Source organism: Paracidovorax wautersii, from assembly GCF_031453675.1.
Taxonomy (GTDB): domain Bacteria; phylum Pseudomonadota; class Gammaproteobacteria; order Burkholderiales; family Burkholderiaceae_C; genus Paracidovorax.
The window spans coordinates 473510-496061 of record NZ_JAVIZX010000001.1 but is presented as its reverse complement, the minus strand read 5'-3'; the positions used below and the strand labels follow the sequence as shown (position 1 = coordinate 496061).

The 22552-nt window shown below is 68.8% G+C and carries 18 protein-coding genes and 1 pseudogene; 16 read left to right on the top strand and 3 right to left on the bottom strand.

Going from position 1 to position 22552, the window contains the following annotated elements; all coding sequences use genetic code 11:
- The first annotated feature begins 99 nt into the window (after window positions 1-99).
- The 5 genes and pseudogenes from QE399_RS02320 to rarD all read left to right on the top strand — a co-directional run bounded on the left by QE399_RS02320 (window position 100) and on the right by rarD (window position 4297).
- A complete protein-coding gene (locus QE399_RS02320; protein WP_309825766.1) occupies window positions 100-969 on the top strand; it encodes an MOSC domain-containing protein in 870 nt (289 codons plus the stop codon).
- Window positions 970-1039: 70 nt separating this feature from the next.
- Window positions 1040-2134, top strand: coding sequence for a redox-regulated ATPase YchF (ychF, locus tag QE399_RS02315; protein ID WP_309825764.1), 1095 nt, complete (start codon window positions 1040-1042; stop codon window positions 2132-2134).
- A gap of 169 nt (window positions 2135-2303) precedes the next feature.
- Window positions 2304-2579, top strand: a complete 276-nt coding sequence (locus tag QE399_RS02310) for a lipoate-protein ligase small subunit (protein ID WP_309825761.1) — start codon at window positions 2304-2306, stop codon at window positions 2577-2579.
- A gap of 8 nt (window positions 2580-2587) precedes the next feature.
- A pseudogene (locus tag QE399_RS02305) lies at window positions 2588-3389 on the top strand (lipoate--protein ligase family protein).
- Window positions 3390-3400: 11 nt separating this feature from the next.
- Window positions 3401-4297, top strand: a complete 897-nt coding sequence (gene rarD, locus QE399_RS02300) for an EamA family transporter RarD (protein WP_309825759.1) — start codon at window positions 3401-3403, stop codon at window positions 4295-4297.
- Window positions 4298-4390: 93 nt separating this feature from the next.
- On the opposite strand, the gene QE399_RS02295 is transcribed toward rarD, so the two are convergent.
- Window positions 4391-4861, bottom strand: a complete 471-nt coding sequence (locus tag QE399_RS02295; protein ID WP_309825756.1) for a YqaA family protein — start codon at window positions 4859-4861, stop codon at window positions 4391-4393.
- A 275-nt stretch (window positions 4862-5136) separates the two neighbouring features.
- Here QE399_RS02295 and QE399_RS02290 point away from each other — a divergent pair, with 275 nt between their 5' ends.
- The 5 genes from QE399_RS02290 (at window position 5137) to QE399_RS02270 (ending at window position 9972) form a co-directional block, all read left to right on the top strand.
- Entirely contained in the window at window positions 5137-6399 is a 1263-nt protein-coding gene (locus QE399_RS02290; protein ID WP_309825753.1) for a GGDEF domain-containing protein, read from the top strand.
- A gap of 128 nt (window positions 6400-6527) precedes the next feature.
- Window positions 6528-7580, top strand: coding sequence for a tRNA dihydrouridine synthase DusB (gene dusB, locus QE399_RS02285; RefSeq protein ID WP_309825751.1), 1053 nt, complete (start codon window positions 6528-6530; stop codon window positions 7578-7580).
- On the top strand, window positions 7561-7794 hold the full coding sequence (locus QE399_RS02280; RefSeq protein ID WP_309825750.1) for a Fis family transcriptional regulator: 234 nt from the start codon (window positions 7561-7563) through the stop codon (window positions 7792-7794). The genes dusB and QE399_RS02280 overlap by 20 nt, the downstream gene beginning before the upstream one ends.
- Window positions 7795-7877: 83 nt before the next feature.
- Entirely contained in the window at window positions 7878-9479 is a 1602-nt protein-coding gene (gene purH / locus QE399_RS02275) for a bifunctional phosphoribosylaminoimidazolecarboxamide formyltransferase/IMP cyclohydrolase (RefSeq protein WP_309825749.1), read from the top strand.
- A 4-nt stretch (window positions 9480-9483) separates the two neighbouring features.
- Window positions 9484-9972: a c-type cytochrome gene (locus QE399_RS02270; RefSeq protein ID WP_309825747.1), complete on the top strand. Its 489-nt coding sequence runs from the start codon at window positions 9484-9486 to the stop codon at window positions 9970-9972.
- 112 nt (window positions 9973-10084) lie between these two features.
- On the opposite strand, the gene hemL is transcribed toward QE399_RS02270, so the two are convergent.
- A complete protein-coding gene (gene hemL / locus QE399_RS02265; protein ID WP_309825745.1) occupies window positions 10085-11395 on the bottom strand; it encodes a glutamate-1-semialdehyde 2,1-aminomutase in 1311 nt (436 codons plus the stop codon).
- The gene (gene thiD, locus QE399_RS02260; RefSeq protein WP_309825743.1) at window positions 11379-12329 is read right to left on the bottom strand and encodes a bifunctional hydroxymethylpyrimidine kinase/phosphomethylpyrimidine kinase; all 951 of its coding nucleotides are present in this window, start codon (window positions 12327-12329) and stop codon (window positions 11379-11381) included. Before thiD ends, hemL begins: the two co-directional genes overlap by 17 nt.
- A gap of 118 nt (window positions 12330-12447) precedes the next feature.
- Between thiD and QE399_RS02255 the strand changes: the two genes are divergently transcribed.
- The 6 genes from QE399_RS02255 to QE399_RS02230 are packed head-to-tail and all read left to right on the top strand — an operon-like array spanning window position 12448 to window position 22510.
- Entirely contained in the window at window positions 12448-12600 is a 153-nt protein-coding gene (locus tag QE399_RS02255; RefSeq protein ID WP_309831900.1) for a rubredoxin, read from the top strand.
- Between the two features lie 51 nt (window positions 12601-12651).
- Window positions 12652-13050 (top strand): response regulator, encoded by a 399-nt coding sequence (locus tag QE399_RS02250; protein ID WP_309825741.1) that lies wholly within the window; start codon window positions 12652-12654, stop codon window positions 13048-13050.
- Window positions 13050-13415: a response regulator gene (locus QE399_RS02245; RefSeq protein WP_309825740.1), complete on the top strand. Its 366-nt coding sequence runs from the start codon at window positions 13050-13052 to the stop codon at window positions 13413-13415. The genes QE399_RS02250 and QE399_RS02245 overlap by 1 nt, the downstream gene beginning before the upstream one ends.
- A 16-nt stretch (window positions 13416-13431) precedes the next feature.
- A complete protein-coding gene (locus QE399_RS02240) occupies window positions 13432-13959 on the top strand; it encodes a chemotaxis protein CheW (RefSeq protein WP_309825738.1) in 528 nt (175 codons plus the stop codon).
- Between the two features lie 21 nt (window positions 13960-13980).
- A complete protein-coding gene (locus QE399_RS02235; protein ID WP_309825736.1) occupies window positions 13981-16272 on the top strand; it encodes a methyl-accepting chemotaxis protein in 2292 nt (763 codons plus the stop codon).
- A gap of 52 nt (window positions 16273-16324) precedes the next feature.
- Window positions 16325-22510, top strand: coding sequence for a FimL-related protein (locus tag QE399_RS02230; RefSeq protein WP_309825734.1), 6186 nt, complete (start codon window positions 16325-16327; stop codon window positions 22508-22510).
- The last annotated feature ends 42 nt before the right edge of the window (window positions 22511-22552 follow it).

Genomic DNA, 22552 nt, shown 5'->3' with positions numbered 1-22552 from the left:
CCCGGCCGGGCACAATCGCGGGTTCGGCGGGCGCTGGACAGCGCTGCCTTCCCGCATTCGCAGGCCTGTGCCTGTCTGGTTTTCTCCGAGGATTTCCGCGTGACCTTCCGCTCCGACCACGACCTTGCCGGCACGATCGCCCGCCTGTTCATCCACCCGGTGAAGTCGTGCGCAGGCATCGAGGTGCAGGAGGCCGTGCTGACCGAGGCCGGCCTGGATCTGGACCGCGCCTGGATGGTGGTCGACGCCGAGGGCGTGTTCCTGACCCAGCGCGCGCATCCGCGCATGGCCCTGGTGCGGCCCCAGCTGCGCAGCGACGACCTGGTGCTGCGCGCGCCCGGCATGCTGGCGCTGCACCTGTCGCTGGACCGGGTGGAGGGCCCCGCCCAGGCCCGCGTATGGGACGACGTGGTGCCCGCCTGGGACATGGGCCCTCTGGCGGCGCAGTGGTTCTCCGACTTCCTGGGCCAGCCCTGCCGCCTGGTGCGTTTCGATCCGGCGGTGCGGCGCCTGTCCAGCCCCGCATGGACCGGCGGCCTGGAGGTGCCCAACCAGTTCTCCGACGGGTTTCCGCTGCTGGTGGCCAGCCAGGGCTCGATTGATGGGCTCAACGCCCGGCTGCAGGCCGCCGGCCATGCGCCCGTGGGCATCGAGCGCTTTCGCCCGAACGTGGTGCTCGCCGGCGTGGACGAGCACGACGAGGACCGCATCGACACCCTGTACATCGGCGTGGAGGGCGGAGAGGTGCAGCTGCAGCACGTCAAGCCCTGCGCGCGCTGCCCCATTCCCGACATCGACCCGGCCACGGCCGAGAGCACGCCTGTGGTGGGCGACACCCTGCGCACCTACCGCCAGGACCGTCGGCTGGACGGCGCCATCACCTTCGGCATGAACGCCATCGTGCGCGAAGGCGCCGGCCGGGTGCTGCGCGTGGGGCAGCCCGTCGCGGCCGACCTGCGCTTCGAGTAGCCCGCGTGCCGGCCCTTTCCGGCGAGCCACGTAAAATCGCCGGTTTTCCCCGAATCCTGAAAGCCCTGCCATGAGCCTGAAATGCGGCATCGTGGGCCTGCCCAACGTCGGCAAGTCCACCCTCTTCAACGCCCTCACCAAGGCCGGCATTGCCGCCGAGAACTACCCCTTCTGCACCATCGAGCCCAACACCGGCGTGGTCGAGGTGCCGGATCCCCGCCTGCAGCAGCTGGCCGACATCATCACGCCCGAGCGCATCGTGCCGGCCATCGTCGAGTTCGTGGACATCGCCGGCCTGGTGGCGGGCGCCAGCAAGGGCGAAGGCCTGGGCAACCAGTTCCTGGCCCACATCCGCGAGACGGACGCCATCGTGAACGTGGTGCGCTGCTTCGAAGACCCCAACGTGATCCACGTGGCCAACAAGGTCGACCCGATCGCCGACATCGAAGTGATCCAGACCGAACTGTGCCTGGCCGACCTGGCCACGGTGGAGAAGGCGCTCAACCGCTACAGCAAGGCGGCCAAGTCGGGCAACGACAAGGACGCCGCCAAGATCGTTTCGCTGCTCACGCCCATCCAGGCTGCGCTCGACCAGGGCAAGCCCGCACGCATCGTGCCGGTGTCCAAGGAAGACGCGCCCCTGCTCAAGCAGTTCTGCCTGATCACCGCCAAGCCGGCGATGTTCGTGGGCAACGTGAGCGAAGACGGTTTCGAGAACAACCCGCTGCTCGACAGCCTGAAGGCCTACGCCGAGGCGCAAGGCGCGCCCGTCGTGGCCATCTGCGCCAAGATCGAAGCCGAGATGTCGGAGATGAGCGATGAGGACCGCGACATGTTCCTGCAGGAGCTGGGCCTGCAGGAGCCGGGCCTGAACCGCCTGATCCGCGCCGGCTTCAAGCTGCTGGGCCTGCAGACCTACTTCACCGCCGGCGTGAAGGAAGTGCGCGCCTGGACGGTGCCCGTGGGGGCCACGGCGCCGCAGGCGGCCGGCGTGATCCACGGCGACTTCGAGCGCGGCTTCATCCGCGCACAGACCATCGCGTTCGACGACTTCATCCACTACAAGGGCGAGCAGGCTGCCAAGGATGCGGGCAAGATGCGCGCCGAAGGCAAGGAATACGTGGTGAAGGACGGCGACGTGCTGAACTTCCTGTTCAACGTCTGACAGCCCGGCCCCGCTCCGCGCCGTGGGCTGCGGGGTTTGGTTGCGATGACCCTGCCGGCCCCGTGCCCGCAGGGTTTTTTGATGGCCTCGCCTGTGCCGCGGTTGTGGCACTGGCGACGGCGGCGGGGTTGCGATGGCGTTGGCGTGATTGCATAAGGAGTGAGTGGCGATGCATGCGGAATACAAGGTGCCGGGCGGCAAGCTCGTGGTGGTCGATCTGCAGGTGGCGGACGGCCGCATCGTGCAGGCGCAGTTGAGTGGCGACTTCTTCCTGGAGCCGCCCGAGGCGCTGGCGTGCATGGACGCGGCGCTGAACGGGCTGCCGGCCGATGCCGACGAGGGCCGCATCGCCCAGGCGATTGCGCAGGCGTTGCCGGAGGGCGCCGAGATGTTCGGGCTGTCGCCCGAGGCGGTGGCCGTGGTGGTGCGGAGGGCCCTGGCATGAGCGACACAATGCCGACCGCCTCCGCGCCCGCCGAGCGGGACGCCCGCTGGGCGGCCCAGCCCTGGCAGCTGATCCATGGACCCGCCCAGCCTGCTGCCCTGCACATGGCGCTGGACGAAGTCATCACGCAGCAGGTGAGCGCCGGCGAGCGGCCCGCCACGCTGCGCTTTTGGGAGTGGCAGGAAAGCGCGGTGGTGATCGGCCGCTTCCAGTCGCTGCGCAACGAGGTGGACGCCGAAGGCGCAGAACGCCACGGCATCCGTGTCGTGCGCCGCATCAGCGGCGGCGGCGCGATGTTCATCGAGCCGGGCAACACCATCACCTATTCGCTGAGCGTGCCGTCCACGCTGGTCGCGGGCATGTCGTTCCAGCAGTCGTACGAGTACCTGGATGCGTGGGTGATCCGCGCGCTGCGGGGGCTGGGCATCGATGCCTGGTACCAGCCGCTGAACGACATCACGAGCAGCGGCGGCAAGATCGGTGGCGCGGGCCCAGGCGCGCAAGGGCCACGCGGTCCTGCACCACGTCACCATGGCCTACGACATCGATGCCGACAAGATGCTGGAGGTGCTGCGCATCGGCAAGGAAAAGCTCTCCGACAAGGGCACGACCAGTGCCAAGAAGCGCGTGGACCCCCTGCGCAGCCAGACCGGCCTGCCGCGCGAGAGCGTGGTCGCCGCGATGACCGCCGCCTTCGCCGCGCAGGCGCCGCTGGCGCCCGTGCCGCTGGACGAGCGCACGCTGCAGCAGGCCCGCACGCTGGCACAGGAGCGTTTTGCGTCCGCCGAGTGGACGGCCCTCGTCCCCTGAAGGTCCCGCCCATGCATCCCGGCATCCTCTACGCCATCCTCGCCTACGTCGCCTGGGGCGTGTTTCCCGTGTACTTCCACCAGGTGGCCGCCGTGCCGGCGATGGAGGTGGTGGCCCACCGCACGCTGTGGTCCATGGTCTTCGTCGCCGTGGTGCTGATGGCGCGCGGGCAACTGGCCTGGGTGGCGCAGCTGCGGCGCCAGCCGCGCGTGGTGGCGGCCTTCCTGCTGTCTGCGTTGCTGCTGTCGGCCAACTGGCTGATCTACGTCTGGGCCGTGCACAACCACCACGTGGTGGATGCCAGCCTGGGCTATTTCATCCTGCCCCTGGTCAATGTGGCCATGGGCTACGTGTTCTTGCACGAGCGGCCACGCCGCGCGCAGTGGGTGGCCCTGGCCGTGGCCGCGGCGGGCGTGGTGTGGCTGGCGGTGCAGACGGGGAACGTGCCGTGGATCGCGCTGGCGCTGGCCGTCACCTTCGGCTTTTACGGCCTGCTGCGCAAGACGGCCGTGCTGGGCGCATTGGAAGGCCTGGCGCTCGAGACCGCGCTGCTGGCCCCGTTGGCCGTCGCGTGGATGGCCTGGTGGACCTGGACGGGCCAGGCGGCCTGGCCGTCGGCGGATGCGGCCACGCTGGGGTGGCTGGCCGCGGCGGGGCCCGTGACCGCCGTGCCGCTGCTGCTGTTCGCCGCCGGAGCGCGGCGCATTCCGCTGGCCACCATGGGCGTGCTGCAGTACATCTCGCCCAGTCTGCAGTTCGCGTTGGGGATCTGGCTGTTTGGCGAGACGGTGGAGCCGGCGCGGTTGGCCGGCTTTGCGCTGATCTGGCTGGCCCTGGCACTGTACACCGCCGAGGGCGCGCTGCACCGCCGCCGCGCGTCCGCAGCGGCAGCGCAGGCCTTGGGGTGAAATCGGCCTCTGGCGCTTGATGGGTAAGCGCAAGCAGCTATCAAAAGATGAGTGTGCTTTCCAGGGCGTTGCGCCTTGGCCGGCCGCCCTCGTTCAGTGCGGCATGGCCCCGGGCCACAGGTAGAGCAGGGCGACCGTCATGGTCAGGTAGCGCAGGAACTTGCCAATGGCCATGTAGAGCACGCAGGGCCAGAACGGCAGCTTGAGCCAGCCGGCCACCGCGCACAGCGGATCGCCCACCACCGGCAGCCAGCTCATCAGGCACGCGCGCGGCCCGAAGCGGCGCAGCCACGCCAGGGCCCGCACCTCGGTGTGGTGCCCCGCGGCATGGTCGACCACCTTGTGCGTGCCCAGGCCCATCCACCAGCTCAGCGCACCCCCCAGCGTATTGCCGGCGGTGGCCACCAGGATGGCCGGCCAGAACAGATGCGGACTGAGCTTGATCAGCCCGAACACCGCCGGCTCGGAGCCCAGGGGCAAGAGCGTGGCGGAGATGAACGCCACCACGAACACCGTGCTCAGGCCGAACTGGGGCAGGGCCAGCACGTCCATGAGTTGATTCATCCAGACTTCCATAGCTGAGCGCAGTGTAGTGCGCGCCTGGGCCGCTCTTCTGTAGCCCGGCACCCCGTGCGGCCGCCAGGGAGCGCGCCCGGTTGAGGCGGGTCAAAGCCCGGTCGTGGACAGGGCGGTAACCTCGGGTCAGGCGGGCGGCAAGGTCCGGGGCCGATCACGGCACGGGAGGTGCCGGACCGCAGCCGCGTCCGCACGCCACCAACACCACAGGACAGCTTGGGCACGCCGACCGGTGCACCGGGCGCCAGCCGGGGATGCGACCGATGAGTTTTGCCAAGTTGCGCCAGACGCTGCAGGCGTGGGGCCAACCCCGCTTTGCCAGCACGGACGCGTTCGCCCTGAGCGAGGGGGTCACCGATTTCGACGAGTCCCTGCAGGTGCATGCCTCGCGCCTGCAGGCGGCCAAGGCCCTGGGCCTGGAGATGGGCGGGCCGCGCAGGCGCTGGGCGCCGGTCTGGCTGGCGGGGCTGTTCCTGCTGTGCCTGCTGGCCTTCCGGGCCTTCGGGGTGGTGGGGTGGGGCACGGTGGCCATCGCCGGTGCGATCGTGGCGCTGTCGGTGGCGGTGTTCGTGGGCGTGTTCCGGGCGGGGCGCCACGCGCCGTTCAGCGAGCGGCGCCTCAAGCTGCCCATCGTGGGCGTGGCCTGCAGCTGCCTGCTGCTGGTGTTCTACCTGGAGCCGGTCACGCAGATCCTGCTGGCGCCTTTTCTCTTCGTCACCCTGGCCTACGGGCTGCTGACGCTGTCGCGCCGGGCGGCGCTGGTGCTGTGCGCCGGCATCCTGATCGGCTACGCGGCGGTGATGGGGCTGCACTACGGCGCGGCGCGCAATGCGGCGCTGCTGCGCCTGGAGGCCCTGCACTGGCTGGCGCTGGCGCTGGCGATGCCGGCCTTCGTGCTGCTGATGGGCCGCGTGCGGCTGCTGCACCAGATGCTGCACCAGACCAGCCGCCAGATCCGCACCATCGAGGAGACCGCCCAGCGCGACGCCCTGGCCGGCTGCTACAACCGCCGCCATATCCTGGCCGTGCTGGAGGAGCAGAAGCAGCTGGCGGACGAGAGCGGCATTCCGCTGTGCATGGCCGTGCTCGACCTGGACCATTTCAAGCGCATCAACGACGCCTGCGGCCACCTGGCGGGCGACGAGGTGCTGCGCACGTTCGCGCGGCTCGTGCAGCAGAACGTGCGTGCGGACGACATCCTGGGCCGCTACGGCGGCGAGGAATTCCTGTTGATCTTTCCGGGCACGCCGCTGCTGGTGGCGCTCAACACCTGCGAGCGCGTGCGGGCCCAGGTGGAGTCGCATGCCTGGGAGGGCCCACTGCCAGGGCGGGTGACGGTGTCGACGGGCGTGACGCAGTACGTCCTGGGTGAATCGGTGATGGAATTCTTCGCGCGCGCAGACACGGCGATGTACCTCGCCAAGGAAGGCGGGCGCAACCAGGTGGTGGTCGAGGAGCCCGTCGCCCGGGGCGCGGGCCTGCCTGCAGGCACCGATCCGCAGCGCTACGAGACCGGGTATTTCTGAGCGCCCGCGGGGCAGGCGCCGGCCCGCGGGCGGCGCCCGGCGGAACGCCGTGCGGCATTTCAACTGCTGAAAATTTGAGCAGCTACAATCCTGCCTCCTTTTTCAGCACGCGCTGCCTCCCCCACCCCATGCACATCGGCCATATTCCCTTGGCGAACCGTCTGTTCGTCGCCCCCATGGCGGGCGTCACGGACCGGCCTTTCCGCCAGCTGTGCAAGGCGCTGGGGGCGGGCTATGCGGTGAGCGAGATGGTCACCTCGCGCAAGGACCTGTGGAACAGCCTCAAGACCTCGCGCCGGGCCAACCACGAGGGCGAGCCGGGTCCCATCGCCGTGCAGATCGCCGGCACCGAGGCCGCGATGATGGCCGAGGCCGCGCTCTACAACATCGACCGCGGCGCCGAGATCATCGACATCAACATGGGCTGCCCGGCCAAGAAGGTCTGCAACAAGTGGGCGGGCTCCGCCCTGATGCAGAACGAGGCGCTGGCCGTCGAGATCGCCCAGGCGGTGGTCGAGGCCTGCGCGCCGCGCAACGTGCCGGTCACGCTCAAGATGCGCACCGGCTGGAGCCAGGACCACAAGAACGCCGTGCAGCTGGCGCGCGCCTTCGAGGGCGTGGGCATCCAGATGCTGACCGTGCACGGCCGCACGCGCGAACAAGGCTACAAGGGCCATGCCGAATACGACACCATCGCCGCCGTCAAGGCCGCGGTGGGCGTGCCGGTGGTGGCCAACGGCGACATCACCTCGCCGGAGAAAGCGAAGGCGGTCCTGGCCGCCACAGGTGCCGATGCGGTCATGATCGGCCGCGCGGCGCAGGGCCGTCCGTGGATCTTCCGCGAGATCGGCCACTACCTCGCCACCGGCGAGCACCTGGCGCCGCCCCTGGTGGCCGAGGTGCGCCGCCTGCTGCTCGACCACCTGCAGGACCACTACGGCCTGTACGGCGAGCTGACCGGCGTGCGCAGCGCGCGCAAGCACATCGCCTGGTATGTGCGGGCGCTGCCGGGCGGCGAGGATTTCAGGCAACACATCAACACGATAGAGGACTGCGCGGCCCAGTGGCAGGCGGTGGCGGATTACTTCGACGCGCTGGGCGCGGCGATGGACCGGCTGCCCGCTGCCAGCGACGCCGACGCGGACCCGAGGGAACGGATGCATGAGCAAGAAGCACATTGAGGAATGCGTGCGCGAAAACCTGCAGGGGTACTTTCGCGATCTGGGCGGCGAGGCGCCGGACGGCATGTACGACATGCTGGTGCGCCTGGTCGAGAAACCGCTGCTGGAAGTGGTGATGAGCCACGCCGACAACAACCAGTCCCGCGCCGCCGAATGGCTGGGCCTGAACCGCAACACGCTGCGCAAGAAGCTGGTCGAGCACAAGCTGCTGTGACCCGTTTGCTATATAAATAATAGCTGCTTGCGCTTGCTGGATAAGCGCTGCAGCCCGATTTCATTCAAAACTCCACCACTGCCATGAACGCACTTCTTTCCGTCTCCGACAAGACCGGCATCGTCGAATTCGCCCAGGCGCTGCACGCGCTGGGCATCCGCCTGCTGTCCACCGGCGGCACCGCCAAGCTGCTCGCCGACAAGGGCCTGCCCGTCACCGAAGTGGCCGAGGTCACGCAGTTCCCCGAGATGCTGGACGGCCGCGTGAAGACGCTGCACCCCAAGGTGCACGGCGGCCTGCTGGCCCGCCGCGAGCTGCCCGAGCACATGGCGGCGCTCCAGGAGCACGGCATCGACACCATCGACCTGCTGGTGGTGAACCTCTACCCGTTCGAAGCCACCGTCGCCAAGGCCGGCTGCACGCTGGCCGACGCCATCGAGAACATCGACATCGGCGGCCCGGCCATGGTGCGCAGCGCCGCCAAGAACTGGAAGGACGTGGGCGTGGTGACGTCTGCCGACCAGTACGACGCCGTGCTGGGCGAGCTGAAGGCCGGCGGCAAGCTGTCCGACAAGCTGCGTTTCGCGCTGTCGGTGGCCGCGTTCAACCGCATCGCCCAGTACGACGGCGCGATCAGCGACTACCTCTCGTCCGTCACGTTCGAGGCCGAGAAGCTGTCGGAAGAGTACGTGCCCACGCGCAACCCCTTCCCCGGCCAGAGCAACGGCCAGTTCATCAAGGTGCAGGACCTGCGCTACGGCGAGAACAGCCACCAGCAGGCCGCGCTGTACCGCGACCTGTACCCCGCGCCCGGTTCCATCGTCACGGGTGAGCAGCTGCAGGGCAAGGAACTCAGCTACAACAACATCGCCGACGCCGATGCTGCCTGGGAATGCGTGAAGAGCTTCGACGCCGCTGCCTGCGTGATCGTCAAGCACGCCAACCCCTGCGGCGTGGCGGTGGGCCTGGACGCGGCCGATGCCTACGGCAAGGCCTTCCAGACCGACCCCACCAGCGCCTTCGGCGGCATCATCGCCTTCAACCGCCCGGTGGACGCAGCGGCCGCGCAGCTGGTGGTCAAGCAGTTCGTCGAAGTGCTGATGGCGCCGTCCTTCACGCCCGAGGCGCTGGAAATCTTCAAGCCCAAGACCAATGTGCGCCTGCTGCAGATCGCGCTGCCCGACCACCAGGGCACGACGGCCTGGAGCCGTGGCCGCAACGCCATGGACGCCAAGCGCATCGGCTCCGGCATGCTGCTGCAGACGGCCGACAACCACGAGCTGTCGCTGATGGACCTGAAGGTCGTCACGAAGAAGCAGCCCACGCTCGAAGAAATGGAAGACCTGCTCTTCGCCTGGAAGGTCGCCAAGTACGTGAAGAGCAACGCCATCGTCTTCTGCAAGGGCGGCATGACCATGGGTGTGGGCGCCGGCCAGATGAGCCGCCTCGATTCGGCCCGCATCGCCAGCATCAAGGCCGAGCACGCCAAGCTGTCGCTGCAGGGCACGGTGGTGGCCAGCGACGCGTTCTTCCCGTTCCGCGACGGCCTGGACGTGGTGGTGGATGCCGGTGCGACCTGCGTGATCCAGCCCGGCGGCTCCATGCGCGACCAGGAAGTCATTGACGCCGCGAACGAGCGCGGCGTAGCCATGGTGTTCAGCGGCGTGCGCCACTTCCGCCACTGATCCCGTGCCACTGCGCGACGATCACGACGACGACACGCCGCCGGAGCGTCCCCGCTGGATCGCGTGGGCGCTGGCGCTGTGCGTGGTGCTGGTCGTCCTCGGGGTGATGAATGTGGGCTGGCGCACGCTGGGGGCTGGCGCGCCCTTGGCGCCGCTGTCGGTGGCCGGTGCGGATGCTGCGCCCGCGCAGTCCGAGGGACTGGGCCGGGTGCAGGCCTCCGATTGCCTGCGCTGCCACGGCATGGACCGGCACTACGTGGGGCCGTCGTTCCGGCAGATCGCGGGCCGCTACGCCGGCCAGCCCGAGGCCGCCGACCACCTGGCGCGCAAGATCCGCGAGGGCAGCGTCGGCACCTGGGGCCGCGTCGTGATGCCCCGCCACCCGCACATCACCGAGCCGCAGGCGCTGCAGATGGCGCAGTGGCTGCTCTCGCTGCCGCCGGCCGAGCCGGAATCGCCCCTGGGCGGCGGCAGTGCGGCAACGCCGGGCTGAGCCGGGTGCTGCCGCCGGCTGGGCTCGTCGTCGTCGGTGCGTGCGAAGGGCAGGGCAGCCGATGGGCAGCCAAATAGGCTGCCAGCGCCCATGCAGTGGGCGCTGGCAGCTCTTACTTTGAGATCGCCTTGAACACGTCGCCGGCGATGGCCACCGTTTCCTCGATGTCAGCGGCCGTGTGCGCGGCGCTCACGAACCCGGCCTCGTACAGCGCGGGCGCGATGTAGACGCCGCGGTCGAGCAGACCGTGGAACAGCGCATTGAAGCGTGCGCCGTCGGTCGCCAGCACCTGCGGGTAGTTCTGCGGCAGCTGGGGCAGCAGGAAGAAGCCGAACATGCCGCCTTCGCTGTCGGCGCTGAACGGGAGGCCCGCGGCGGCCGCGGCCTGCGACAGCCCGCCCGTCAGCGCGCGGGTGCGCTCGGCCAGTGCCTCGTAGAAGCCGGGACGGCTGATCTCGCGCAGCGTCGCCAGACCGCAGGCCGTGGCCACCGGATTGCCCGACAGCGTGCCGGCCTGGTAGACGGGACCCAGCGGCGCCAGCTGCTCCATGATGGACCGCGGGCCACCGAAGGCCGCCAGCGGCATGCCGCCGCCGATGACCTTGCCGAGCACCGTGAGGTCGGGCTGGAAGCCGGGGATGGCTTTCGCATAGACGCTCTGCGCGCTGCCCAGGGCGACGCGGAAGCCGGTCATCACCTCGTCGAACACCAGCAGGGCACCGTACTGCGTGCACAGCTCGCGGCAGCGCTGCATGAAGGGCACGCTGGCGCGCACGAAGTTCATGTTGCCGGCGATGGGCTCGATCATCAGGCCTGCGATCTCGTGGCCATGCAGCGCGAAGGCCTCCTCCAATTGGGCGATATCGTTGTATTCGAGCACCAGCGTGTGCTGCACCACCTCGGGCGGCACACCGGCGCTGGTCGCATGGCCGAACGTGGCCAGGCCCGAGCCGGCCTTGACCAGCAGCGCATCGGCATGGCCGTGGTAGCAGCCGTTGAACTTGATGATCTTGCTGCGCCCCGTGGCGCCGCGCGCCAGGCGGATGGCGCTCATGCCGGCCTCGGTGCCCGAGCTGACCAGGCGGATCATCTCCATGGACGGCACGAAGCGCAGGATCTCCTCGGCCAGTTCCACCTCGCGCTCGGTGGGCGCGCCGAAGCTGAAGCCTTCTAGCGCGGCCTTCTGCACGGCCTCCAGCACGGCCGGGTGGCCGTGGCCCAGGATCATCGGGCCCCAGGAGCCGATGTAGTCGATGAAGCGCTGGCCGTTGGCGTCCCAGAAATAGGCGCCTTGTGCGCGTTCGACGAAACGGGGCGTGCCGCCGACGGCCTTGAAGGCGCGCACGGGCGAGTTCACGCCGCCGGGGATCAGCGCCTTGGCGCGCTCGAACAGGGCAATGTTGCGGTCAGTGCTGGGTGTCATGGGGAGGCATCACGAAGCCATCGGTGGCCGTGGGATCGGGTGGGGGTTCGTCGGAATCGTCTTCGTCGTCTTCGTCGGGCTGCGCCCAGAACATGCGGTCGGGAACGATGTGGCCCATGCCGGGGCGAAAGCCCGCGTCCAGGCAGCGGTCCAGGTAGGTCAGCGCCTCGCTGGTGGCCTCGCCCAGGTCGCTGCCGCTGGCAACCAGTGCCGCCAGAGCCGCAGACAGGGTGTCGCCCGCGCCGGCGAAGGTCGCCTCGAACAGCTCGAACTTGCCGCTGCCCAGGACGGACTGCGGCGAGGCGAGGACGTTCTCGACGAATTGCTCGGGCGCCGGGATGCCGGTCACCAGCACATAGGGCACGCCGAGTTCGGACGCGGCCATGGCGATGTCCCGCGCGGAGGGGCTGCGGTCGCTCGCCCAGTCGGGCAGCAGCCAGCGGCGCAGGGTGCTGTGGTTGCCCACCAACACCGAGGTCTGCGGCAGCAGCAGCTCCTGGAAAGCGTCCAGGTACTGGTCGATGAGGTCGTCGCGCCACCACGACAGGTTGGGCATGTAGGCGATGACGGGAACTTCGGCGTAGTCGGCCGTGATCTCGGCGATGGCGCTGAGGTTCTCGGGGCTGCCGACGAAGCCGACCTTGATGGCCTGCACGGGCATGTCCTCCAGCACGGCGCGGGCCTGCTCGGCCACGGCCTCGTCGTCCATCGCGTAGTGGTCGAAGACTTCCGCCGTGTCCCGGGCATAGGCACCGGTGGCGATCGCTACCGGATGCCCGCCCACCGACGCGATGGTGACCGCATCCGCGGTCAGCCCGCCGGCGCCGCTCGGGTCGTTGGCGTTGAACACCATGACGCAGACGGGGCTGGCGTCCTCTTCCGCGTCGGTGGCCACCGGGGCCGTATCAGAAGGGGGGGATGTATTTGATGTCATGGAGAGGTGCCAGCAGGGTAAGTGGTGGCACGAAAGCAGCATCCCGCTGTCATGGCTAGATACAATCGTTGCATTCTATGTGAAGGCCCCTTAAGCTGTGACCGACCCAAAAACCTGGATGTGTTTGATTTGCGGTTGGATATATGACGAAGCGCAGGGTTCTCCTGAGCACGGCATTCCGCCCCAGACGCCCTGGGAGCAGGTTCCCATGAACTGGACCTGCCCCGAATGCGGCGCGCGCAAGGAAGACTTCGAGATGGTCCAGATCTGACCCGCAGCACCTGCCTGCGCGGTTTTCTCTTCCTTCAGGAGCAGTGACAAATTGACTACGACCGGTGCGACCTTCAAGGTACTCGTGGTGGACGACAGCAATACCATCCGCCGCAGCGCAGAGATCTTTCTCAAGCAGGGCGGCCATGAAGTGCTCCTGGCCGACGATGGTTTCGATGCGTTGGCCAAGGTCAATGATTATCAGCCCCAATTGATATTCTGCGACATCCTGATGCCCAAGCTTGATGGGTATCAAACCTGCGCCATCATCAAGCGCAATGCCCGCTTTGCCGATACGCCCGTCGTGATGCTTTCGTCGAAAGACGGGGTTTTCGACAAGGCCCGCGGCCGCATGGTGGGTTGCCAGGAATATCTCACCAAACCATTTACCAAAGACCAGTTGCTGCAGGCCGTGCAGCAATTCGGCAATGTGCAAAAAGGAGCGATGTAATGCCGATTCAGAAAGTTCTGGTCGTGGACGACTCGAAAACCGAGTTGATGTTTCTGACCGACTTGCTGCAAAAGAAGGGCATGCAGGTGCGCACGGCAGAGAACGGCGAAGAAGCCTTCCGCCGCCTGTCCGAAGAAAAGCCCGACCTGATCCTGATGGACGTGGTCATGCCGGGGCAGAACGGGTTCCAGCTCACCCGCGCCATTTCCCGCGACCCGCAGTATGCGGATGTGCCGATCATCATGTGCACCAGCAAGAACCAGGAAACGGACCGCGTCTGGGGCATGCGCCAGGGTGCGCGAGGCTACATCACCAAGCCGGTGGATCCTGCAGAGCTGCAGGCCAAGATCGACGCGCTGGGCTGAGAACCGCTTTCCACCCATGGCCAATCGCGAAGCCCTGCGGGAGCTCCAGACGCGCCTTGCCGCCCGATTGCAGGCGGCGCGCGCAGAGGGCTTGTCCGTTTCGTCCTGGCTGGCCGTCGAGTCGGCCGGGCACCGTTTCCTGCTGCCGCTGGGGCAGTCGGGCGAGATCTTCTCCTGGGCGGGTGTCCAGGCGGTTCCGTATACCCAGCCCTGGTTTCTGGGCGTGGCCAATCTGCGCGGCGCGCTGACCGGCGTGATCGACCTCGCCGCGCTGCTGGGCGAGGCGGCACCACGGTCGGAGCAGGCGTTCGCGGACGCGAGCCTGCTGGCCTTCAACGCCGCGCTGGGCGTCAATGCCGCGCTGCTGGTCGACCGGCTCGCGGGCCTTCGCGGCACGGATGCCTTCGTTTCGTCCGAGCCGCCCGATGAGGGCGCCCCGTCTTTTTTCGGTACCTACTATGTGGATGCGCAGGGTGTGCGCTGGCAAGAAATCAACTTGCAGGCCCTGTCCCGGCATCCCGAGTTCCTGAGCATCAGTGCTTGAGTTTTTCTGTAAGGCTGCACCATGTCCGTCGTCAATCCGTTTGGAAAGCTGTTCAACCGCGCACCGGCCGATCCGCAGGCCGACCAGCCCCCGGCAGGTGCGGACTCCGTGCAGGACCCGCTGGCGATGAGCGCGCTGGACGGCCACACGGCCCTGCGTGAGGGCTACACCGCGGACGCAATGAACAGCGTCCAGGGTGACCCCGGCGCGTCGTCTTCGTACGGCGACACGGACACGGTCGACGAGGAGCTGATCACGCTGCCTGTGCTTGGCCGGGCCACGGCGGCGGCCCACCAGCGCCGCCTGCTCACTCTGCTGGGCGTAGGCGTGGTCGTGCTGGCGGCCATCGCGTTCTGGGTGCTGCAGCAGGCGGACCGCGCTGCCCAGCAGCTCGCTGCAACGGGCCAGTCCCTGATGCAGTCGCAACGGCTGGCCAAGTCGGTGTCGCAGGCGCTTGTGGGTAGTCCGCAGGCCTTCCCGGACGTGACCGAGAGCTCGGGCGTGCTGGCGCGCAACGTGCGCGCCCTGAACAGTGGCGACGCGGCGCTCGGCGTCGAGTCCCTGGGCGACTCCTTCAAGCCAGATCTGGAGGCGGTCACGCCGCTCATGGAGCGTGCGGAGCGCAATGCGGCCGTGGTGATGGGCCAGCAGAAAATCCTGACTCAGGTGGGCGACGCGCTGCGCACCATCAACCGCCAGTCGTCCGACCTGTTGGAAATCGCGGAGACCGTGTCTTCGCTCAAGCTGCAGCAGAACGCGCCCTCGACCGAGATCTCGGCGGCCGGCCAGCTGGTGATGCTGACCCAGCGCATCGGCAAGTCCGCCAACGAATTCCAGACGACCGAGGGCGTCAGCCCCGAGGCCGTGTTCCTGCTGGGCAAGGACTTGAACTCCTTCAAGGAAATCGCACAGGGCATGCTCGACGGCAGCCCCGACCTGCGCCTGGCGCCCACGCGCGATCCGCAGACGCGTGAACAGCTCGAGAACCTGATCAAGCTCTACGAGCAGACCCGCGTGCAGGCCGGCGCCATCCTGGGCAACCTGCAGGGCCTGGTGTCCGCCCGCGAAGCGCAGTCCGCCATCATTGCGGACAGCGAACCGATGCGTCGCCAGCTGGAAGAGCTGCAGACCAAGCTGTCCGCCCAGACCGGCCTGGGCGCCGGCCAGGTGGCAGCGCTGGCCATCGCCGGCCTGTTCGTGGTGCTGTGCGGCGTGGGCATCTCGCGCGTGCAACTGCAGGACAGCCGCAGCCGCCAGGCCGCGGCCGAATCGCAGCAGAAGGATGCGCGCCGCCAGGAGCACGAGGCCAAGCGCATCAACGACGCCAACCAGGCGGCCATTCTGCGTCTGATGAACGAACTGCAGTCCGTCGCCGAAGGCGACCTGACGCAGGAAGCGACCGTGACCGAGGACATCACCGGCGCCATTGCCGACTCGGTGAACTACACGGTGGAAGAGCTGCGCCAGCTGGTGGGCAGCGTGCAGAACACGGCCACCCGCGTGGCCCAGACGACGGCGCAGGTGGACAACACGTCCACCGAGCTGCTGGCCGCGTCTACCGAACAGCTGCGGGAGATCCGCGAAACCGGCCGCTCGGTGCTCGACATGGCCACCCGCATCAACGACGTGTCCTCGCAGGCACAGGAATCGGCCGCAGTGGCCCGCCAGTCGCTGCAGGCCGCCGACTCGGGCCTGCAGGCCGTGCAGAACGCCATCGGCGGCATGAACTCCATCCGCGACCAGATCCAGGACACCTCGAAGCGGATCAAGCGCCTGGGTGAATCCTCCCAGGAGATCGGTGAAATCACCGAGCTAATCTCCGACATTACCGAACAGACCAACGTGCTGGCCCTGAACGCCGCCATCCAGGCCGCGTCCGCCGGTGAAGCCGGCCGAGGCTTCTCGGTGGTGGCGGAAGAAGTGCAGCGGCTGGCAGAACGCTCGGCCGACGCTACGCGCCAGATCTCGGCGCTGGTGAAGGCGATTCAGACCGACACGCAGGATGCGGTGGCCGCCATGGAGCGTTCCACGCAGGGTGTGGTGGAAGGTGCCCGGCTGTCCGACAGCGCGGGAACGGCACTGTCGGAAATCGACCGCGTGTCCCGCCGCCTGGCCGACCTGATCGAGCAGATCTCGTCCTCGACCTCGCGCGAAGCCGAGCTGGCCAACGAAGTGGCCGACAACATCCAGCACATCTTCGCGGTGACCGAGCAGACCGGCGAGGGCACGCGCACCACCGCACAGCAGGTGCGCGAACTGTCGGCCATGGCGGAGGAACTGCGCCAGTCCGTGTCCCGTTTCAAGATTGCCTGACGCGATTTCCTCTCACTCAACGGACTGGCTCCAGTAAGCCGGGGACGCATTCATGTCATCTTTTGACGCTGCACACGCACCAGGCGGAGATTGGGCCCAGGGCGAACAGGACCTGGGGCCGCTCGCGTGGGTGCTCGACGAGCTGCGCAAATCGCTGGATGGGGCCGTCAAGGCCATGCGCCGCTTCGTCCGCGACGCGGACATCGCGCGCGAGTCCGACCTGGCTTCGCTGGATGCCGGTCCCCTGCGCATCGCGCGCCAGCAACTGCACCAGGCCAGCGGTGCGCTGGAGATGGTCGGCATGGGCGCGCCCGCCTTGGTGCTGCGGTCCATGGAATCGGCCGTGCAGAAGTTCGTGCAGCGGCCGGAACTGTGTTCCGACGAGGCCGCCGGCGTCATCGAGCGCGCCAGCTTTGCCCTGGTGGAATACCTCGACAGCGTGCTGGCGGGCAAGCAGGTCTCTCCCGTAGCGCTGTTCCCCCAGTACCGCGCGGCGCAGGCACTGACCGGCGCCGAGCGCGTGCATCCCGCGGACCTCTGGCCCGTGGAGCGGCGGTTCCGCGAACCTGATCTGGTGGTCAACGCCGCGCCGCTGTCCTACGGTCCCGAAGCCCGTGCGCGGCTCGACAGCGCGGTGCTGCGCATCGTCAAGAACGCGGATACGACAGCCGGGGGCGAGCTGCGCGACCTGTCCCTTGCGTTCGCTGCGGCGCAGACCGAGCGCCAGGCCCGTGCCTTCTGGAAGATCTGTGCGGGCTTCTTCGAAGCCTTTGCCGGCGGCCTGCTGGCCCCGGATGTCTACGTCAAGCGGGTGGCTTCGCGCGTGTTGATGCAGTACGCCGCCCTGGCCAAGGGCGACAGCGCCATCGCGGACCGGCTGGTCCAGGACCTGCTGTTTTTCTGCTCCCAGGCCCGCCCTGTCGATGCGGCCGCGGCCCCGGCCCTGCATGCAGTCCGCCAGGCGTTCGCGCTGGACCGCTTCAAGCCCGTGGACTACGAGACGCCGCGCTTCGGCCTGTACGACCCGGCTCTGCTGGCCCAGGCCCGCAAGCGCATTGCGGCGGCGACCGAAACCTGGTCCGCGCTGGCCGGCGGCGATCGCAACAAGCTCAAGCCCGCGGCCGACCAGTTCAGCCTGGTGTGCGACTCGCTGCACAAGCTGCATCCGGGCAGCGACGGCCTGGCTCAGGCCCTGACCCAGGCGGTGGAGAGCACGACCCGGTCAGGGGAGCCGCCGTCCCCCGCGCTGGCGATGGAGGTCGCCACGTCGGTGCTGTACCTGCAGGCCACGTTCGAGGAGCTGGACTCCGCCCCCGACACCATGGCCGAACGTGCCGGCCGCCTGGCCGACCGCCTGCGCCACGTGACCGCCGGCGCACAGCCCGAGCCGCTGGAACCCTGGATGGAGGAGCTGTACCGCCGCGTCAGCGACCACCAGACCATGGGCAGCGTCGTCGATGAACTGCGCGCCACGCTGGCCGAGGCCGAGAAGGCCATGGACCAGTTCTTCCGCGATCCGGCGGACCTGTCCGTGCTGACCCCGGTGCCGGGCCGCCTGGCGCAGATGCGCGGCGTGCTCTCGGTGCTGGGGCTTGACCAGGCATCGCTGGCGGTGGTGCGGATGCGCGACACGGTCGAGCGCCTGCTGATCCAGCAGGTGCCCGAGGCAGAGCGTCAGCAGGTGTTCGAGAAGCTGGGCAACAGTCTGGGCGCGCTGGGCTTCCTCATCGACATGCTGGGCTATCAGCGCACGATGGCGCGCAAGCTCTTCGTCTATGACGAGGACTTGGGCGAATTGCGCATCCTGATGGGCCGCACGCGCGCCCGCGGTGGCGACGCGCCCCACGAGATCGATGCCGTGCTGGAAGAGCGCGGTGCCCCCTCGGTCGAACCAGAGGCTTTTGCGCCTGCAGTCCCTGCCTCGGCGCAGGACGCGGCGGAGGCCGGCCACGATCCGGAAGTGCTGGAAGCGCTGCAGGGGCTGGGGACGGACGACCCCGCACCCGCGTCGCTCTCCGAGGAAGAGGTGGCGCTCGAAGCTGCTGCACCCGCTGCCACGGCACCGGTTGCACCGGTGCCCGCCGTGTCTGCTGCGGATCTGCTGGATGAAGAGGAAGAACTGCAGGACATCTTCCTGGAAGAAGCCCGGGAGGTCGTGGCCCATGGCCTGGCGGCCGTGCAGGCCCTGCACGCGGAGCCTGGCAACCTGAGCGAACAGACCACGCTGCGGCGCGCCTTCCACACGCTCAAGGGCAGCTCGCGCATGGTCGGGCTGAACGAATTCGGCGAGGCGGCATGGGCCATGGAGCAGGTGCTCAATGCCTGGCTGGCCGAACAGAAACCCATGGCGCCGGCCCTCCTGCAGCTGTCGGAAGACATGCTCCGCGCCTTTGGCCAGTGGGCCGACGACATCGCCGCGGGCGACGCGAGCGCTTGGCAGGCCCAGGCCTTCCGCGCCTCTGCCGACGCCATGCGCAACGACGGTGCCTTCCTGCCTCTGGCCGTGCCGGGTGCGGTGGCGACCGGTGCGGCCCTGTCGATGGCTCAGGCGCAGACGAACGAAGACGGCCTGGCATCGCCGGCCGCCGATGACGAACCGCTGCTGAGCCCGGTGCCGCCTGCGGATGGGCATGACAAGCCGGCCGACGCTGCTGCCGCAGAACCTGCCGACCTGGCTGCGGCGGAGTTCGATCTGCTGCTGCCCGACACGGACGAGCCGCCCGCATTTGCCGATACGGAACTGTCCGCCGAAGAGGGGCCGGCAGATCCCGCTGAGACCCAGCCTTCGACCGTCGAGCTCGCGGAAGACATCGATTTCGCTGCCTTCACGCAGGCCCTGGAAGCCGAACAGGCCCCGGCGCCCGCATTGGACGAAGCAGACGCAGAACCTGTCTTCGACCTGGAGTTGCCCGACTGGCCCAAGGACACCCCGACGGCGCCCGAGGACAGCGATCGGGTCGACGCCACGAAAAACGTAGAGCCGGTTGAGGACGAGATCTCCTTCGATCTCCCGGTGGACCTGCCAGCAGCCAGCGAGGCCAGCGAGGCCAGCGAGGCCAGCGAGGCCAGCGAGGCCAGCGAGGCCAGCGAGGCCAGCGAGGCCATCGAGGCCAGCGAGGCCAGCGAGGCCAGCGAGGAGTCTGCCCAGCCCCCGTTGGTTCCCGCCGCATCCGACGCGTCCGAGCCCGAAGCGCTGGAGGACGAGGCCGTGAAGGTCATCGAGTCGCTGCGCATCGGCATTCCGCTCTACAACGTGTACCTGAACGAGGCCGACGAGTGGTCGCGCCGTCTCGTCACTTCGCTGCAGGAGTGGTCGCTCGAACTGCACGAGCCGCTGCCTGATACCGCGGTGGCGCTGGCGCATTCGCTGGCGGGCAGTTCCGCCACAGTGGGCTTCACGGCCCTGTCCGAGATGGCGCGCACGCTGGAGCATGCGCTGCAGCATGTGCAGCTGCAGCCGCGCGGTCTGCCCGAGCAGGCGGATGTGTTCATGGCCGCGTCCGAGGACATCCGGCGCCTGCTGCACCAGTTCGCCGCCGGTTTCCTGAAGGAGCCCAACGCGCAGGTGCTGGAGCGTCTGCGCGAGATCCTGCGTGCCGAAGTGGACAGCGTCGGTCTGGCGCCGGTGCCCAAGGAAGGCGTCGACGCGGCGGGCGAAGTGCCCTCCGACGACGCTCCGGCCGCCGAGGCGGAGGTCGTGCCTGCGCGCGGCTATGTCGCGCCGGCCCTGTCCATCGCCGTGCCCCAGGCCGCGGCGCCGGCGTTCGATGCCGCGCTGGCGCAAGCCCAGGCTGCCGCGCTGCGCACCCACGACATCGATGACGACATCGACGCGGTCGACGTCATCGACCCTGATCTCTTCCCCATCTTCGAGGAGGAGGCGGCCGAACTGCTGCCGGCGCTCGGCGCCGCTTTGCGGCAGTGGAGCGCCCGGCCCGACAACGCCGGTGCCCGCAGCGAACTGCTGCGCGGTCTGCACACCCTTAAGGGCAGCTCGCGCCTGGCGGGAGCCATGCGCCTGGGTGAGATGGCCCACCGCATGGAATCTGCCGTGGAGCAGATCGGCACGGAAGGCGTCTCCAGCGAGGACATCGAACCCTTGCTCGCCAGCCTGGATGGCCTGCAGGCCAGCTTCGACGGTCTGCGCCGCATCGGCGCGCAGCCGCTGTCGGAGCCGGTCGTGGTAGCGCCTTCGGCCATCGCCGAACCCACCGCCGAGGCCGACACCGCCGATCGCGCGGGAGCCGCCACGGCGCCGCCCTCCGCTGCGCCCTCCCAAGGTGTGCGCGCTCCGATCACTTGGGCCCAGGCCCCGGCGCGCGTGGCGCCCAGCCAGTCGGTGCGCGTGCGTGCCCAGCTGCTCGACCGGCTGGTGAACCAGGCCGGCGAGGTGATGATCGCCCGCTCGCGCCTGGATTCGCGCATGGGGCAGATGCGGCAGTCGTTGACGGACCTGACGGGCAACCTGGAGCGCCTGCGCCAGCAGCTGCGCGACATCGAGCTGCAGGCCGAATCGCAGATGCAATCGCGCCTGGCACTGTCCAAGGATTCGGCCGCCGGGTTCGATCCGCTGGAGTTCGACCGCTTCACCCGCGTGCAGGAACTCACGCGCATGATGGCCGAGTCGGTGAACGACGTGGCCACCGTGCAGCGCAACCTGCAGCGCGCCATGGAAGGCGCGGAAGACGATCTGATCGCCCAGGGCCGGCAGGCCCGTGAGCTGCAGCGCGACCTGCTGCGCACGCGGATGGTGGAGTTCGAGGGCATCTCCGAACGCCTGTATGCCGTGGTGCGCCAGTCGTCCAAGGAAACCGGCAAGCAGATCAAGCTGGACATCGCCGGGGGCTCGATCGAGATGGACAGGGGCGTGCTCGATCGCATGACGCCGGCCTTCGAGCACCTGCTGCGCAACTGCGCCGCGCACGGCATCGAGGACCCGCAGACGCGTGCGGCAGCCGGCAAGCCGGCGGTCGGCGAGATCATCGTGGAGGTGCGCCAGGACGGCAACGACGTGTCGGTGGAGTTCCGCGACGACGGCGCCGGGCTCAACCTGGAGCGCATCCGCGAAAAGGCCGTGGCCCAGGGGCTGCTGGCGGCCGATGCCGGGTTCACACCCGAAGAGGCCGCACAGATGATCTTCCAGCCGGGCTTCTCGACCGCCAGCGAGGTGACGGAGCTGTCTGGACGCGGCATCGGCATGGATGTGGTGCGCTCCGAGGTGCAGGCCCTGGGCGGCCGCATCGAGACGTCCACCCAGGCCGGTCGCGGCACGGCCTTCCGCATGGTGCTCCCGCTGACCACGGCGGTGACGAACGTGGTGTTGCTGCGCGCCGGCCAACAGGTCATCGGCGTGCCGGCCAACCTGGTGGAGATCGTGCGCCGCACCGGCGTGGCCGAGCTGGACGAGGCCTACCGCACCGGCGCGTTCGAGGACGGCGTGGAGAGCCTCCCGTTCTTCTGGTCGGGGGCGCTGCTGCAGTCGTCCACCCGCAGCGTGGAGCCGGTGGGCAAGACCCGCCCCGTGGTCATCCTGCGCAGTGCGTCGCAGCGTGTCGCCGTGCACGTGGACGAAGTGCTGGGCAACCAGGAAGTGGTGGTCAAGAACCTGGGGCCGCAGCTGTCGCGCCTGCCGGGTCTGGCCGGCATGTCGGTGCTGGCTTCCGGAGCCGTGGTGCTGATCTACAACCCGGTGGCTCTGGCCACCGTGTACGGCGAGCAGGTACGCGCCTTTGCCGCTGCCGCGGCGGCCGCTTCGCTGCCCAGCATCGGCGGCGAGTCGGCCGGGCCGGGCCGCGCTGCACAGGCCGGGCAGCCGGCTGCGCCGGTGGCGTTGCCTGCGGCAGGGAGCCAGGTTCCGCTGGTGCTGGTGGTGGACGATTCCATCACCGTGCGCCGGGTGACGCAGCGCCTGCTGCTGCGCGAAGGCTATCGCGTCGCGCTGGCCGCCGACGGTCTGCAGGCGCTGGAGCGGCTGCAGGAAGAGCGCCCGACGGTGGTGCTGTCCGATATTGAAATGCCGCGCATGGACGGCTTCGACCTGGCGCGCAACATCCGGTCGGATGCGGCGCTGCAGGGTCTGCCCATCATCATGATCACGTCGCGCATCGCCCAGAAGCACCGCGAGCATGCCATGGAGCTGGGGGTGAACCACTACCTGGGCAAGCCGTATTCCGACGAGGAACTGCTGGGCCTGGTGCAGCGCTACGCCGCGGCCGCACGCGAGGCAGCGGTGGCCTGACGGCGCGCTGCACTGCGGGTTAAAAAAAGGTCTGCCGGGCAT